Annotated in this window: 14 protein-coding genes; 5 read left to right on the top strand and 9 right to left on the bottom strand. The window is 46.4% G+C overall.

The features are described from left to right. Positions 1-8: 8 nt before the first annotated feature. From ACXACM_RS17685 to serA, 5 genes are all read left to right on the top strand, one after another. A complete protein-coding gene (locus ACXACM_RS17685; protein ID WP_474823388.1) occupies positions 9-950 on the top strand; it encodes a nucleoside hydrolase in 942 nt (313 codons plus the stop codon). Between the two features lie 54 nt (positions 951-1,004). Further along, positions 1,005-2,600, top strand: a complete 1,596-nt coding sequence (locus tag ACXACM_RS17690) for a response regulator (protein ID WP_474823389.1) — start codon at positions 1,005-1,007, stop codon at positions 2,598-2,600. After that, entirely contained in the window at positions 2,587-3,189 is a 603-nt protein-coding gene (locus ACXACM_RS17695; protein WP_474823390.1) for a 5-formyltetrahydrofolate cyclo-ligase, read from the top strand. The genes ACXACM_RS17690 and ACXACM_RS17695 overlap by 14 nt, the downstream gene beginning before the upstream one ends. Positions 3,190-3,260: 71 nt before the next feature. After that, positions 3,261-3,917, top strand: coding sequence for a ribose-5-phosphate isomerase RpiA (rpiA, locus tag ACXACM_RS17700; protein ID WP_474823392.1), 657 nt, complete (start codon positions 3,261-3,263; stop codon positions 3,915-3,917). Between the two features lie 153 nt (positions 3,918-4,070). Further along, a complete protein-coding gene (serA, locus tag ACXACM_RS17705; RefSeq protein ID WP_474823393.1) occupies positions 4,071-5,300 on the top strand; it encodes a phosphoglycerate dehydrogenase in 1,230 nt (409 codons plus the stop codon). A gap of 102 nt (positions 5,301-5,402) precedes the next feature. On the opposite strand, the gene ACXACM_RS17710 is transcribed toward serA, so the two are convergent. The 9 genes from ACXACM_RS17710 to ACXACM_RS17750 form a co-directional block, all read right to left on the bottom strand. Beyond that, positions 5,403-6,530 carry a HupE/UreJ family protein gene (locus tag ACXACM_RS17710; RefSeq protein WP_474823394.1) on the bottom strand — a complete coding sequence of 376 codons (1,128 nt, stop codon included), beginning with the start codon at positions 6,528-6,530 and terminating at the stop codon, positions 5,403-5,405. Continuing rightward, positions 6,527-7,600 carry a hypothetical protein gene (locus ACXACM_RS17715; protein ID WP_474823396.1) on the bottom strand — a complete coding sequence of 358 codons (1,074 nt, stop codon included), beginning with the start codon at positions 7,598-7,600 and terminating at the stop codon, positions 6,527-6,529. The genes ACXACM_RS17710 and ACXACM_RS17715 overlap by 4 nt, the downstream gene beginning before the upstream one ends. A gap of 45 nt (positions 7,601-7,645) precedes the next feature. Further along, on the bottom strand, positions 7,646-8,203 hold the full coding sequence (locus tag ACXACM_RS17720; protein WP_474823397.1) for an Ig-like domain-containing protein: 558 nt from the start codon (positions 8,201-8,203) through the stop codon (positions 7,646-7,648). Positions 8,204-8,214: 11 nt separating this feature from the next. Next, a complete protein-coding gene (locus ACXACM_RS17725; RefSeq protein ID WP_474823398.1) occupies positions 8,215-9,810 on the bottom strand; it encodes a DUF4331 domain-containing protein in 1,596 nt (531 codons plus the stop codon). Positions 9,811-10,000: 190 nt separating this feature from the next. Beyond that, entirely contained in the window at positions 10,001-10,702 is a 702-nt protein-coding gene (locus ACXACM_RS17730) for an anti-sigma factor (RefSeq protein ID WP_474823400.1), read from the bottom strand. Next, complete coding sequence (locus ACXACM_RS17735; RefSeq protein WP_474823401.1) at positions 10,699-11,232, bottom strand: sigma-70 family RNA polymerase sigma factor; 534 nt, start codon at positions 11,230-11,232, stop codon at positions 10,699-10,701. The genes ACXACM_RS17730 and ACXACM_RS17735 overlap by 4 nt, the downstream gene beginning before the upstream one ends. 55 nt (positions 11,233-11,287) lie before the next feature. After that, the gene (locus ACXACM_RS17740) at positions 11,288-13,363 is read right to left on the bottom strand and encodes a TonB-dependent receptor (RefSeq protein WP_474824406.1); all 2,076 of its coding nucleotides are present in this window, start codon (positions 13,361-13,363) and stop codon (positions 11,288-11,290) included. 178 nt (positions 13,364-13,541) lie between these two features. After that, positions 13,542-14,288 (bottom strand): DUF481 domain-containing protein, encoded by a 747-nt coding sequence (locus ACXACM_RS17745; protein WP_474823403.1) that lies wholly within the window; start codon positions 14,286-14,288, stop codon positions 13,542-13,544. A gap of 174 nt (positions 14,289-14,462) precedes the next feature. Then, positions 14,463-15,281: a DUF481 domain-containing protein gene (locus tag ACXACM_RS17750; protein ID WP_474823404.1), complete on the bottom strand. Its 819-nt coding sequence runs from the start codon at positions 15,279-15,281 to the stop codon at positions 14,463-14,465. Positions 15,282-15,293 lie beyond the last annotated feature (12 nt).

A 15,293-nucleotide genomic window follows, 5' to 3' on the forward strand; every position in this document is an offset into this window, starting at 1 on the left:
GAACCACCATGACACATAAAATTATTTTAGATACCGATCCGGGCATCGATGATGCGATGGCTATTTTCTTCGCCTTTCAGCACCCTGAAATAGAGGTACTGGGGTTAACTACCGTGTTCGGCAATGTGCCTGTTACTATGGCTGCCCGCAACGCCGTAACATTGTGCGATTTTGCCGGTCAGGACATCCCTGTTACCCAGGGTGTGGGCATGCCATGGGTTGGCCCTGAATCGGCTTACGCCCATTTCGTACACGGCGACGATGGTTTTGGTAATACCTTTCCGAAAGCGTCTGATAAACCTCTAGACCCACGCAGTTCTGCCCAGTTTATTGTGGATATGGCACGACAATACCCAGGGGAAATTACTCTGGTAGCCATTGGCCCACTTGGTAACCTGGCGCTCGCTCTTCGTCTGGAACCAGAGCTACCAAAGCTGGTTAAAGGGGTAAGTATTATGGGGGGTGCGGCTTTTGTCCCGGGCAATGTCACACCAGTTGCAGAAGCGAACATCTGGAATGACGCCCATGCGGCAGCCATTGTGTTTGCAGCCGACTGGGAACTCACCATGTTTGGTTTGGATGTAACCCTGCAAACTCCGTTTTCGCCGTCATTCATGGAAAAACTGGCTGAGAAAAACAGCGCATTAGGCGGTTTTGTTAAAGATGCATCGCAATTCTATATGGATTTTTACTCGCAAAATCGCGAAGACAAAGTGTGCTTTTTCCACGATGCCTTCCCGTTGGCACATTTAATTCATCCGGAATTGTTCACCCTTACTGAAGGGCAGGCCCGGGTTGGTACAAGTGAGCTTGACCGTGGTCAAACAGTGATAGCCCCTGCCGGCTCGACGACAAGTCCACTGTGGACAGAAGCACAAAGCATCAAGGTCGCGACTAAAGTTGAGCACGATAAACTGGAACAATTGTTTATTGACACCTACGCTTTGTAATAAGTTATTAAAATAAAAAGCGTCGGAAGGCGCTTTTTTAAATTGCAGGGCACCATGATAGAACCACCCATTCCGCCGGAAGAAGAAGCCAGACTAGCAGAGTTACTAAGCTATAACGTGCTTGATACACAAAGCGAAGCACTGCTTGATGATATCACCCTTCTTGCTTCACAAATTTGTGACACACCCATTGCGCTCATTAGTTTAGTAGACCCGGACAGACAGTGGTTTAAATCCCGTGTGGGCATTGACGCAACAGAAACCCACAGAAATATTTCATTTTGTGGTCATGTAGTTGCCAACAAAACGCTGCTGGAAGTAAACGACGCTCTTTCCGATGAACGCTTTTTCGACAACCCTCTGGTTGTAGAAAACCCTAATATTCGCTTCTATGCAGGCGCTCCTCTCATAACCCATAAAGGCTATGTTCTGGGTACCCTTTGCACCATCGATCAAAAGCCCAAAATACTCTCAGACCACCAACGCTCAGCGCTTAAAACCCTCGCAGACAGCGTAATGGCCCATCTTGACCTGAAGAAAAAGAACGACGAACTCATCAAAATTAATAGCATGAAAACCCGTTATTTGTCTCAGTTAAGTCATGATCTCAGAACGCCATTAAATGCCATTTGTACCTTTGGGCAATTGCTGGAACAAGAAGCCCGGGCGGAAAAACTGCCACCGTTATTTCAGGACGCCCTTGGTCACATCACTAATAGCAGCGGTATTTTGCTCAGTACCGTTAATGCAGTTCTCGGCGTTGAAGACACTCAACCAACGGAATCAACTGAGAAAAAAGCCATCAACACGGCCTCATTTTTCCATCATATCTTTCACATTATCGAGCAGCAGTTACAAAACCATCATATTGAACTGCGAAGCAGCGTAGAGACGTTAATGCCCGAGACCTTGTATTTTGACGATACCCGTTTTTGCAAAATACTGCTTCACATTTTGAGCGATGTCATAGCCCGGGCAACTGGCGATGCTTATGTCGAAGTGATGATTTGCTACCAGAACGACAACCTCATGGTGATGTTTAGGGATAACGGTCAAAGTTTTAGTCGCGAACAGTTACAAGCCCTGTACAACGTCGGTGAACAGGCGAAAAGCAATGCGCTTAGTTCTCTGCGAATAATGACAGATGAACTTAATGGTCATCTCAAAGTTAAGAACGGCCCGGAAGAAGGCATAATCATCGTATTTTCCGTTCCTGTCAGACAACTTTCTTCAGGCGAATCCGATTCACCTTGCGAGACATTAAAGGGCACCGCGCAAGCGGCTAAAATTTTATTGGTAGAAGACAATGAGATTAACCAGGAGGTTATGCGTTCGCTGTTTAGCCGGAACCAATTGGCAATAGATATAGCCGCAGATGGCGAAACCGCCCTGGAAATGACAGCGCAACAAACCTACGATATCATTTTTATGGATATCAACCTGCCCGGTATTTCAGGAATTGAAACCACCCGTCGAATTCGAGAAACACAACCTGATATTCCTATTGTTGCCGTCACTGCAGATGTTATTATTGATAAACAGGTACTGCGGGAATCGGGTATGGATGCTGTAGTCACCAAACCAGTAGACATTAATGAGCTAAACCGCTTACTCAACTTATATATGATTACTGACAGTGTCTTTAGCTGAATTAACCACTCAACGTAGCCAACTTAGAAAAACATTGCGGCAACGTCGTAACAGCCTTTCCGACGCTGAGCAATTCAGCGCACGACAAAGTATTGTTTCTCGCCTGCAGAGCTTAGCGCAGTGGTCTGAAAGCCAAACCGTCGCCGGATACCTAACTAATGACGGCGAGGTTGATTTATCGTCGGTGATGCACCTTGCCCGCGAGCAGGGAAAACAAACGTCCCTGCCTGTCATTCACCCATTCAACCCTCGTACGCTACTATTTCTTCACTACACAGCCAATACACCTATGCAGGTAAACCGCTTTGGTATCCGCGAGCCCGTGCCCTGTTGCCCCGACGTGATACCGGTAACCGGGCACGATATTATACTCATGCCATTAGTGGGGTTTGATGCAAGGGGCAATCGCCTGGGAATGGGCGGCGGTTTTTATGACAGAACTCTGGCCATAGCGTTACAACAATCAAAACGACCGCTATTGATAGGAACAGCCCACGATTGTCAACAAGTAGAAGATATTCCTGTGGCCGGTTGGGACATTCCTCTCGACATGATTGTCACCCCCACGCAAACCCTGCTTCATGGTTAAAATTTATCACGAATAGTTGCCCCTACCGCCAACAAATCAGTTAAAATTCCCAAAAGCCTGGAGAATGAATCATGGATCAAAACGAAAAGAAAAAAGCGGTAGCTCTGGCCGCGATAAAATATGTGGAAGCAGACAGTATAGTTGGTGTGGGAACCGGCTCTACAGTGAACTTTTTTATCGATGCGCTGGCCGATATCAAACACACTATTCAGGGTGCTGTATCCAGCTCCGACGCCTCTACTGAAAAGCTTAAAGCCCATGGTATTGAGGTGTTTTCATTAAACGAAGTAGACAATCTTTCTGTGTACGTTGACGGCGCAGACGAAATTACCGAACACAAGCATATGATTAAAGGCGGCGGTGCGGCTCTCACCCGCGAAAAAATCGTCGCAGCCGTGGCCAAAAAGTTTGTTTGTATTGTTGATGACAGTAAACAGGTCCCCATGCTCGGGCGTTTCCCTTTACCCGTGGAAGTGATTCCCATGGCACGCTCTTACGTGGCCAGAGAATTGGTAAAACTAGGCGGCGACCCCGTCTATCGTGAAGGCGTGCTCACCGACAATGGCAACGTGATCCTTGATGTTCACAACCTGAACATTCTCAATCCAAGAGAACTTGAAAACGCCATAAATGGGCTTGCCGGCGTGGTCACTAACGGCATTTTTGCCAACAGAGGCGCTGATGTTGTCCTCGTCGCTACTAACGACGGAGTAGTCACTCTGAACTAAGCTAAGCAAGGGCGCGCAGGCTGAACTGATTTACGTGCCCACCATATTGAGACTGGACGTAAATAGCGCTTTTCTGGGCATGTAAGATCTGTTACTTTACCCATATAGACGTCCAGATGTCTTCCCCTAACCCCTAACTTGAGATGCGAGGCAATGAGTAAAGTATCACTACCTAAGGATAAAATCCGGATCCTACTGCTGGAAGGCGTGCACCAAAGTGCGGTAGAAACGCTGAAGAATAATGGCTACACCAATGTTGAGTATTTAAAAACTTCTTTATCGGAAGAAGATCTCATTGAAAAAGTGAAAGATGTTCACTTTATCGGCCTTCGCTCTCGCACTCAAATTACCGAAGCAGTCGTAGATGCAGCGCAAAAGCTGGTTGCTATTGGCTGTTTCTGTATTGGCACGAATCAAGTCGATTTAAAGGCCACACAACTTCGCGGTATTCCCGTATTCAACGCCCCGTTCTCAAACACCCGTTCGGTTGCAGAGTTGGTACTTGGGCAACTTATCTTGTTGCTACGTGGCGTACCTTCGAAAAATGCCAAAGCTCACCGTGGCGAATGGGAAAAAAGTGCCATTGGTTCTTATGAAGCCAGAGGTAAAACCCTGGGTATCATCGGTTATGGTCACATTGGTACTCAACTAAGTATTTTGGCTGAACACCTGGGTATGCGTGTGCAGTTTTTCGATATCGAAGACAAATTAGTGTTGGGTAACTCTGTGCAGGTAAAATCTCTTGATGCCCTACTTTCCACCTCTGATGTGGTGTCGTTACACGTTCCTGAAACAGTATCGACCAAAGACATGATAGGCAAAGCAGAACTGGCCAAGATGAAGAAAGGCTCCATTCTTATCAATGCGTCACGGGGAACGGTAGTCGATATCGACGCCCTGGTAGATGCGATGGAAAGTGAGCACCTTGCTGGCGCTGCCATTGATGTCTTCCCAGTGGAACCTAAATCAAATACTGAAGAATTCCAGTCGCCTTTACGCAAGTTTGATAATGTTATCCTTACTCCACATGTTGGTGGAAGTACACAGGAAGCGCAGGAAAATATCGGTATTGAAGTTGCTGGCAAACTCGCCAAGTACTCAGATAACGGCTCAACCTTATCTGCTGTTAACTTCCCCGAGGTATCATTGCCCGACCACCCCGGCCGCTCGCGTCTGCTTCACATCCACGAAAACCGCCCTGGCGTATTAAACCAAATCAACCAAACGTTCGCTGAAAAAGGCATCAACATTGAAGCCCAGTACCTGCAAACCACCGCTGATATTGGTTATGTAGTAGTAGATTTGGAAGCCAATAAAGCAGATGAAGGTTTGGCGCAATTGCAAAATATTAAAGGCACCATTAAAACCCGCCTGCTTCACTAATAGGCATTAAACTCGAATAGGCATATAAAACGAAGCCCGTCTCAGACGGGCTCTTTTTGTTGTAACGCTAAACTTCGCTATTCAGCCTGTTTTTTATTGGTGCTACCAGCGCTGCAGAGTCCAATTCAATGCGACAACAGCAATAACAGAAGAAGCTATCGGCATAATTGCCCTGGCGTAAATCCGCCAATGTCGCATTAATAGCAGTGCAGGTAATAGCGCAGCCACAATAACCAACTGCCCAAGTTCAACGCCCAGGTTAAACGCAAGTACACTTATTACCAGGTTATCTGTTTGCGCCTGTAAATCGGCAAATACGCTGGCAAACCCCATACCGTGAAGTAACCCGAAGGCAAAGGTGATCACACCCAACCGCATAACCATGGGTACGATATTGTTAAAAGCCGTAAATACAACTGAAATAGCAATACCCAGCTCAACTAAGCGGCTATTTAAGGTAAATAAATCTAACGCTGTTGCGGTGAGAGTAATGGAATGCGCCACGGTGAAGGTACTTACAATAACAAGGGTACTTTTCAGGATATGCCTTTTTTTCACCTGTTTTATCCATCGTCTGTTTTCGCGGCTAAGATTTACCGTGAGTAAAGTGGCCACCAGAAACAAGATGTGATCAAGGCCAATGAATATATGCCAAACTCCCTGATATACCATTTCAAAAAACTGTGATGGAGCGTCCCCATCCTCGCCGTTAACACTAATAGGTGCTGTTTCCTTATCTATCACCTTCACTAGCGAGTCGTCGCCGACCTGAACGGTTAAAAGCAATTTGTGGTCTGGAAATATATCCATTAACCCCGTGTATGTGACGCTAAGTGCATCACTGCTGTTACATTTCATTGAAACCGGGTAAACAAGTAATGATTGTGCTGAAATATCGCGCATGTTTGGCGGCTTTATATTCATCGTACACAATTCATCACCGCTTTTCACCATGAGATGTTGTTGAATATAGCCCACTGCGCGAGACTGCCCAGCTTTCACTTCGCCCCAGGTGAGTTTGCCGTCGCTATTAATATCAAGCATAGCTGCCTGCCCTATCTCTTTGGGTTTTAGCAATAATTCTCCGGTTAACTCACCATTTGATTTCCCGTGCAATGAGAGATAACCGTTACTTAGCTCGTGTGCGTGAGTGCAAAAACTGGTCATAATCACCACCACAATGGCAATTAACTGCAATGCACTATCTATTTTCTTACTAGATGGATTCATTCGCCGTTCTCCTTCGAGACCTCGTAGCTGTGCTGCGCCCGTTTTAGCAGCGCTTCATCATCTGAAGCCTGGGCAAACTGCCAGTTGAGTTTGGCAAATTTAAGTGCCAATGTCGGGTTCGGTTCCACCGATAAAAAGTAATTAGCAACTTGCGCCGCATGAGATGAATCCTCACGCCATGTGCGTATTTCCATATTTTTTGCTAGACGTGACTGCACCTGTGACCCGGTAATACCCAGTGCTCGCTCTGACATGGCCCACTTGAGTAAAAGCCCGTCGTCCAGGTTATTAATATCCGGAACAATTTCATGAAATGTTTCAGTAATTTGCCCGTGCTTATCAAGGGCCATATTTGCCTCTGCCCATAGCAGCAGTGCACTGATGGGTGAGCGATGCAATGGTGTTTTGCTTAGGTAAGAAAGTGCTATTTCAGGTTCGCCCAGTTGTAAGGCCATATCAGCTAGTGTTTCGTGATACCACTGGCGCTCTTGTGGGCTTGCGGTGGCCGCAAACATATCAAGTTGGCGTAATTTATCAAATACGTCGCGACTTTCTTGCCGCGCGAATTCTGCATTCATCATGCACGTAAATGCGAGCAGGTTTCCTACCTGCCCTATCAGTCGTTCGCAGTGCTTTTTAGCCTGTTCATTATTGCCTTGCTGTAAATGGATATCGGCGAGCAAAAGCTGAGCTGCTGGCAAGCGAAAGCTATTAATTGTTGCAAGCCTTTGTCGTGCTTGTTCGAACTGATGTACTCCCTGCATCAGCCTGGCCTCCAATATGGCAAGCTGCTCCCGTACACCAGCCTTATCAGTTTGGCTTTGTGGTAATTGCCGCTGCGTTTGCACGAACCAAGCCACACGCTCACGCTCGTTGCCCTTAGCTGTGAGATAGCGGCTAGCGATAAGAAGTTCCTCTGCTTCAGCTATGGTTTGGACAGATGTGCCACGGGGTTGCCAAGTGGCAATAACAGTATCGTCGGTTAAGTTTTGTGTGCTTTCACTACCGGCAAAAGTATTACTCACCATCACTGCATTGCATGCAATCAGCATAGGTATTAAGTACTTCATCACCATGTCCTTTATAAAAAGGCCTTCCCTGGCCTTGCGGTTGAGTTAATCGTCGATCAGTAAATCATCAAACGTTGTTTCAGTGGCATCCTGCGTAAACTCGCGCCCGTTAAGTGGAAGTGGCTTGTCAGTAAGCGCTTGATTGAATGCATCACGGGTATAGTTTGAGAACGACACTTGTTGCGCTTCAATCATCACAGAAACAGTGCCTGTCACCTCCGGATTCACGCCATCACTTACTGAAAACGTAAAACTATCGTTTCCAATCACCTGGGCATTAGGTGAATAAGTAAAGGTGCCGTTAGCATTCACAACTACGCTTCCCAAACTGCCGTCTTCTACCAGTGCATACGTTAGCGTATCGCCATCATCATCTGATGCGGTAAGAGAGCCTTCAAAGGCAATATCGGCCTGGGTCGTTAACATGTCATCCACAGCAACCGGTGACACATTGACATCGTCTTTGTCGTCATCGTCGCCATCAAAACAGCCTGTAAGGGAGATCAACAACATCGACAATACAGACACACGGGCTAAACCACTTTTATAGATAGCGGCAGAGTCAGACGACTTTCCCACTAAGCGATTCATAAATATAGCCATCTACTGTCTCCTTATTCTGAACCAGCAAGTGGTGTTTTAAGATACGGGAAAGTGCTGTCCATCATACTTGCGTTAACAGGCGCGCCATCTGTAAATGGCACATTACCAACGCTTGCATCTTCAGGTGCACACAACCCTAAATCAGTGTCTTCACCCGCTACTGGGATGGGATAGCAAAGACGTCCCATTACTACTCGTAAGGCTATATCAACCACATCATCGCCAGGGCGACGGCCATTGGGGAAACCAGCCAAATCGTCACCGGCTACACCAAAGGGTGATTGCGACTCTGCGGGTGTAGCAGGAATAGCGGTATTCAGGCGCAGCATTTCTGAAGCAGTAACAGTTGCCTGCTGGTTTACGCCTTCAAAACCAGTTAAAAATGCGGTAACCAAATCAGTACGCGGAAAGTTTGTCGGCGCCAGGGTTTCAATACTTGTGCCCAAGGTGTCGTTGACCGCATCTTTGAACAGAATATTAAGCAATTCAGGCAGGGACGGGTGTGTCACGTAGTCTGCAAACTGGCCATCTGCACTAGGGTGTGACGAAGAGAACTTGTCTTTATCACCAATTCCGATCACTAACTCATTTACCAGAGGGCTCCCCAGGCGCGACACCTGTGTCATTGCTCCGCCATTTGTTTCAGGTTTTTCAAAGGTAGCGTCTGGGTTTAAGATACGTGCCTGAGGTAAGCTCGCTGTTGTCCAACTACCAATAACACCGTTGCCGTCACCTGTTACACAAGCTTTCGGAACTTCTACTGACAACGCTGTTACATTTTTATCAGCAAGATCATCGTTCATCTCACTTTGCGTTATACCGCCTGGAAAGCCACCGCCATCGCCTGCGCCCGGTGCACTATCACCTTCAACAGGCACATAGTTTACAAGGTCGAAGGTTTTACCCAGGTTAACGACAAACGGGTCTTTTCGCTGTCCTACGAATACACGCGCCATGTCATCACACCCTGGCACAGCAAAGGAATATACAAAACTCTCAGCGTAGCGAGCATATTCCGCTTCGCTGGTAAACGTTTTATTACCAATATAATCAAGAGGCTTTTTAAACATATCCCCCGCATTAGGCATGAGCGTCGTACGTGTACCGGTTTGCATGTCGCCACTCACCATAGTCAGAGAGTACATCTCCGAAAAGTTCGCCGCACTCATGTCGTCAGCACTAATGCCACCCACATTTTTAAGTGGAACTTTTACCATTTTTTGGTCGCCTTCGGGACCTACAGGCAGTGCGATACCTTCGTTTTCCGCAGCCAGCGAGTTGTTAAATTGAAAAACAAAACTCATATCTTCCACCGCATCACCATCGCTGTCGATGTGAATGGCATAGTGTGCATTTGGGTCCATGGCAAAATAATTTGGACCGCCGTAAGCATCTTGAAGAGGGATGTAGTTCGCGATAAACGTAACATAGTCTTCGCGCCCCTCTTCGTAGCTGTTAAACGCGTAGAAATCAGTGCTGTCCAGCGCAGGGTGACGAGTAATGTTTGGCGCTTCTCTGTGGCTTGACGCTAACGCACTTGATGCTATAGCTGCACAAGTCATGGCAATGGCAATGGATAAGGAAGTTTTACGGATTTTTTGTGTCATTTTAGAGCTCTCTCGTTGATGAGTTCATAAGACCAAACGACTGAGGTTTTTGATTGGATGCACAAAAGTTGAAAAAAAGTGAAAATTCTTTCAACCCTTGTGTTTCGTCGGAAATAACAAGGTTACGAAGCAGTATTCAGGGAGGGAAAAAATCGAATAAAAAGCGCCGCTCTCGCGACGCTCTTGGTGCTTAAACCGATACAATCGGTGCAATATAGAGTACTTCCGTAGGTGAGCCGGTAACTGAACCTCCCGGCTCTTCAAGACTTACCGCTAGCGCAGCAATGCTATTGTCTAACAGAATGCTGGGTGTAGCGCGACTGTCTGCGCCTAATTCTGGTAACAAGCCCAGCGATATCGGCGCTTCGCCGTTTGCCGGTACCATCCATAGTTCATAATCTTTATTAGCAGCAGCGGTAAATACGTCTGTTACTTTAACGCGCATGGTATCGTCCGATACCTCTATCACCCACAAGGGCGTATTGTCGGCGTTATTAACTACCGCTATGTGAGTGATATCCGCAGTAGGCGCTGGCTGCATAACAAACAGCAATACTGCAAAGACGACCGCAGCTGCGGTGGAGAATAACGATAAATTTTTCCAACGCGCCCGCTTAGCCCGCTCAAAATCGATGATTTGAGTTGACGTGTTCACCGCTTCTTTATGGCCTAGCCTTTGCTGAATTTTATCCCAGATATCATGTGGCGGCGCTACCGGTGCAACTGAATCGGCAAAGCCCGCCAAATACTGTTCCCACTGCGCGGTGGCTTCACTTACTGCCTGATATTGCATAATGAGCTTTTGGTACCGAATGCGTGCTTTACCGCGCATTGTTCCAATCACATATTCAGCTGCAAGGGCATTTAAGCGTTCTTCTTTTAAGTAATTCATAACGAAAGGCACCTCTGCAAACTCTGCAAACCTCTTCTTATCCAGCTTTTAATAGTACCAAGTGGTGAGGCTAGATGGTTCACTACCTCCTGATGAGACAAGCCATTAACGTAAGCGAGATGAATCGCTTGTCGTTGCGGCCCTTCCAATTCATCTAAGCAGGAAGCGAGCTTAGCTTGCTCAGCCCCTAGTTTGAAGGTTGTATTTATCTCTGCCCCTGATGATGCCTCATCGTTCAATTCCACTTCATTGCGTATTTTGTGATATCGCATTAAATCAAGAGCCCGATAGCGGGCAATACTTACCATCCACGTCAGTACTGTGCCTTTAGCCCGCTGGTAGTTACCGGCGTTATGCCATATTTTGATATAAGCATCTTGTATTGCTTCATCAGCTAGCTCCGGGCGCTTCAGCAACTTGAGCGTGACAGCATATAATTGGGGGCTAGTTATTTTGTACAATTCGGCAAAAGCCGCCTTATTACCCTCAGCAGTCTTACATAGCAAAGGGAACAACGTTTCGTGTTCCATACCTGCTCCTTTATGTTATCTTTCGTTATTGCGAACGTGCGTGTATTTTTATCTGTTAATAGTGCCAGGAAAAAGTCATACGAATATTTCTCGGCTCTACAGGGTGATAATGCAAGTCTTCTATGCCTTCTTCCGGCTCTCCCGGCAATCGCGAAGCATAAAAGTAATCAATATCATGGTCGTCGCTATCCAGAGCGTTCAACACCTCCAAGCCAATATCCCAGTCTGTACTACGGTACATAACCTGAGCGTTGAGTAAAAAGGTTGCTGGTGGCGATAACTCGTCCAAACTATCTACTGTTCTCGAGCTCAAATACCTTGCTCTAAGGGTATAACTGAAGCCTTGCTGGTTACTTTGCTGGTAGTACGTTGCGCCTGCACTGACAACACCTGGCACAGTGCCGTCTATATGGCGCCCTTCGCCGGGCACATTATCGCTGAACCTCGCCACAGTCCATGCACCTTCGACATCCGCAACAAGATGGTGGCTGTACCAATAATATGCACTCATTTCTATACCATACCGCTCTGATGGCCGGCTAGCTTCAGTGAAACCGGCATCGCCAACATACACTAACTCGCTGTCTAACTCCAAACGCCATATCGCAGCGGAAATGTTATAGGTGCGTCCATCAGAATAATTTAAACCTGTTTCATAACCCAGAGACTTCACCAGTAAGGGGGCTGACAACGTGCTCTCGCCGGTAGCCGGGTCCATTGTAATAGTTGCGCCTCTTGCGTCATTAGAATGAAACCCTTCACCGATGTTGGCAAATGCAGTTAGCTGACTCGAAAGTACGTACTTTGCTCCCGCCTTTAACGTGAACAACCCATCGTTTTCAGTTCCGCTGTTCGCCGCTAGATCACTGTCCACATCAACATCAAGATAATCATAGCGCCCGCCCAGTGATAAGCTCAACGCATCGGTAAGCACAATATTAGATTGAGCAAATACCGCGTAACTGTTGCTATTAATACTGTCTTCCCTTGTTGTCGAGACACGTTGCAGGTTCTGTGTTTTGTACAAACCCACGTTATCAACATCGTCGAATCGCCATTGACCACCCAATGTAATGCTGCTACCTGGAGTAAGCGCTAAGGGTAATGTGGTAAAAATCTCCCCACCATAAATCTTCCTGTCATCCACTTGTTCGAATTGATCACCGCGCTCTGGGTCGTCTAAGAAATAGGTAAAGTTCGAGAATAACTGAAGGTCAGTATCAATGGCATAAAATGAAGCGTTCCATGAATCGCTTGTATAATTACCCGATAAACTATATCGGGAAGATTCGCCTCCAACCTGGGTGTCTATAGAACCGAGCCTGCTAATCAAACCGCTTTGAATTGCCCGTGAAGGCACCTGATCAGCACCGTTCCAACTGTTGTCATAGGCCATTCCTGTAACGGTGAAGGTGCCATCAAAGAGTGGTGTGATGTAACGAATATTTGCGTTTTTCTTTCTCACATCTTCGTCGATGTCATACCAGGGACCATCATAGGTTTGATATTCAAATGCCGTGAGGAATCGACTTTTTTCCACATCAATGCGGTTTAAGGCTACAGCACGTTTAAAGCCGTATTCCCCTAGACTCACATCAATTCGGTTTCTGTCGAGAGTATTTTTCAGGTTAAAAAGTGCACCGCCCGCACTCGAAAAATCGCCAATATTAGCGTAGTAGGTTCCTTTAAAATAACTAAGGTTGTCGATGAATTCTGGTATGACAAAATTGAGATCGCTATACCCTTGCCCATGTCCATGACTTCTCATGTTTATCGGCATGCCATCAACACGAACGCTAAAATCTGTCCCATGGTCGAGGTTGAACCCGCGCAGAAAATACTGATTCGCTTTACCCGAGCCACTGTGCTGCGTCACCATCATACCTGGAATAAATTCCAGAATTTCACCCGTTCTAAGCATAGGGCGCTCAATCAAAGTATCACCCGATACCCAACCCTGAGAAGCCGACACAAACTCCCCGTTTTTCGCTGGCCCACCGCCCTGAACACGAATAACCTCTATGTCGCTCTCTGGGTCAGACAGCGCATGAAAGGAGCAGGCAGAAGCAGCAAAACCGCTAAGGTAAAAGAAGTAACTAATGCTATTTTTTCTCACAGTATTTTCGTCCAAGTCCATAATGTGAAAACCAAACGAACGAAACTAAATGATGGATGCAAAAAAGTGGAAAAAACTAAGTCTTTTACCCAAGGGTTAAAAAAGCCACCTATTAAAGGTGTATAGACTTGTTAAGGAGACAAAAAAACCCATCAAGTGACGGGTTTTTACTTATCGGGATACAGTTTTTAACTTAGAAGAAGTTATAAACCAATGTAACAGCGGTAGCTGTATCCAGCTTTTCAACGCCTTCGTTAACACGGGAGTTATGGTCCAAACGCACAGACAATTTCATCGACAAGTTACCGCTGATGGTTGCCGTCAACGCAGACTCTGCACGTGATTTTGTATTCTCACTACCCACTTCCGTACTCATTGTTTGAGAAAACTTAGCAGTATCAGAAATTAACCAGCTGAATTCGCCAGAAGCACGAACAATGAAGCTGTTTTGCTTTTCATCTTCATTTGTCTCTGCCCATGAATAACCCGGACCAATCGAATACTCAAGGCTCGTAGTTTCGTTGTCCCACAACTTTTGGTTCCAACCCGCAGCCAGGGTAGACTGATAGTTATAACTGCTGAAACGATCGTCTTCATATGAAGCAAATCCGAATAAGCGATAATCAGGGTTTTCAAGTTTGTAGTTACCCTGAGCAGAAGCGAAGAACTTTTGTGCAGATGTACGCTCTACGTCGTCGCCGTTGTCATCTTGCACAGTTTCCTTCTTGTAAAGCCCTTCAATGTTGTAATCGTTACTCCACTTTTCCAGCTCCTGATGGCCAACAAGTGACGCGTTGATTGAGGTTGTGTCGGTATTACCTGAAGTAAAGATAAAACCAAGACCACCTTCAAGCGTAAACGGCTTTTCATTGTCCTGAGCCTGAGCAGTCGATACCCCTGCCGCAGTCATAAGTGCGATTGCTAGAACTTGCTTCTTCATGTGTCTTCCTATTTATACTTAAGATTCATTCGTTACATACACCAAGCTGAATATGACAGCCCGATGCTTACCGCCCTATTCCTAAGGCGCTTCCATATCAAAAAGCGCACCCGCCCACATAGGGCGTTGCGTACTGCGCGCTGTCTTTCAGCGTCGTCGATTTATGATTATTCTTTAAAAAAAGCGATAAACGATAGAGACCGACGTCTCTGTGTTCAGGCCTTTTGCACTTTCCAGTGGGTCGGTCTCATACGCCAGATTAAATGCCAACTTCATTGCCAATGAGTCAAACAAGCTTGCCGACAATGCTGTCTCCGAGCGGGTCTTAACGTTGTCTGCGCCCACTTCTGCACTCATAAACTGCCGCAGCCTGGCTCCCGTGTGCCATTCATAATGATACTCACCGGAAGCCCTAACAATAAAACCACTATTAATATTGCTTTCAGTGCCTTCTTCTGGCGCCACAAAGGCATACCCCGGACCTACGCTATAACGAAATGAGCTGTCTTCTTCATTCCACAAACGCTGAGACCAGCCAGCTGCCAGTGACGCACGGTAGTCGTAGCCATTGAACCTGTCATTTTCATAGTCACCATACATAAATGTACGCTGGCCAGGGTTCATCAATTTATAATCGAGCTGGGCGTAACTAAAAAAACGTTGTGCAGTAACGGTACTGACCTCGTTGCCGTCATCATCGTCTGCCCGACTTTCTTTGTAAAAAATTTCCGTCGAGTAACTGTTTGCCCAGTTTCTCGTCTCGTGCTCTGAACGCAATGCCCCCTTAAAAGTAGTGGCATTAGTATTTCCTGTTGCAGTGATAATGCCCACCTCACCATCCAGGGTAAAGCGCGGTTTGCCCTCTTCACCATTCATATCAAAATCAGAATGATAGAGCGTTTTAATAAGATTGCGGTCTGCTGCTACCACAGGTAGCGCATTACTAAGCAGACAAATGAATACCAGCAATCTCGTTCTAAACGGATTCAACATGATTTTTTTAGA

This window comes from Alteromonas sp. AWQ4_252, assembly GCF_056158205.1.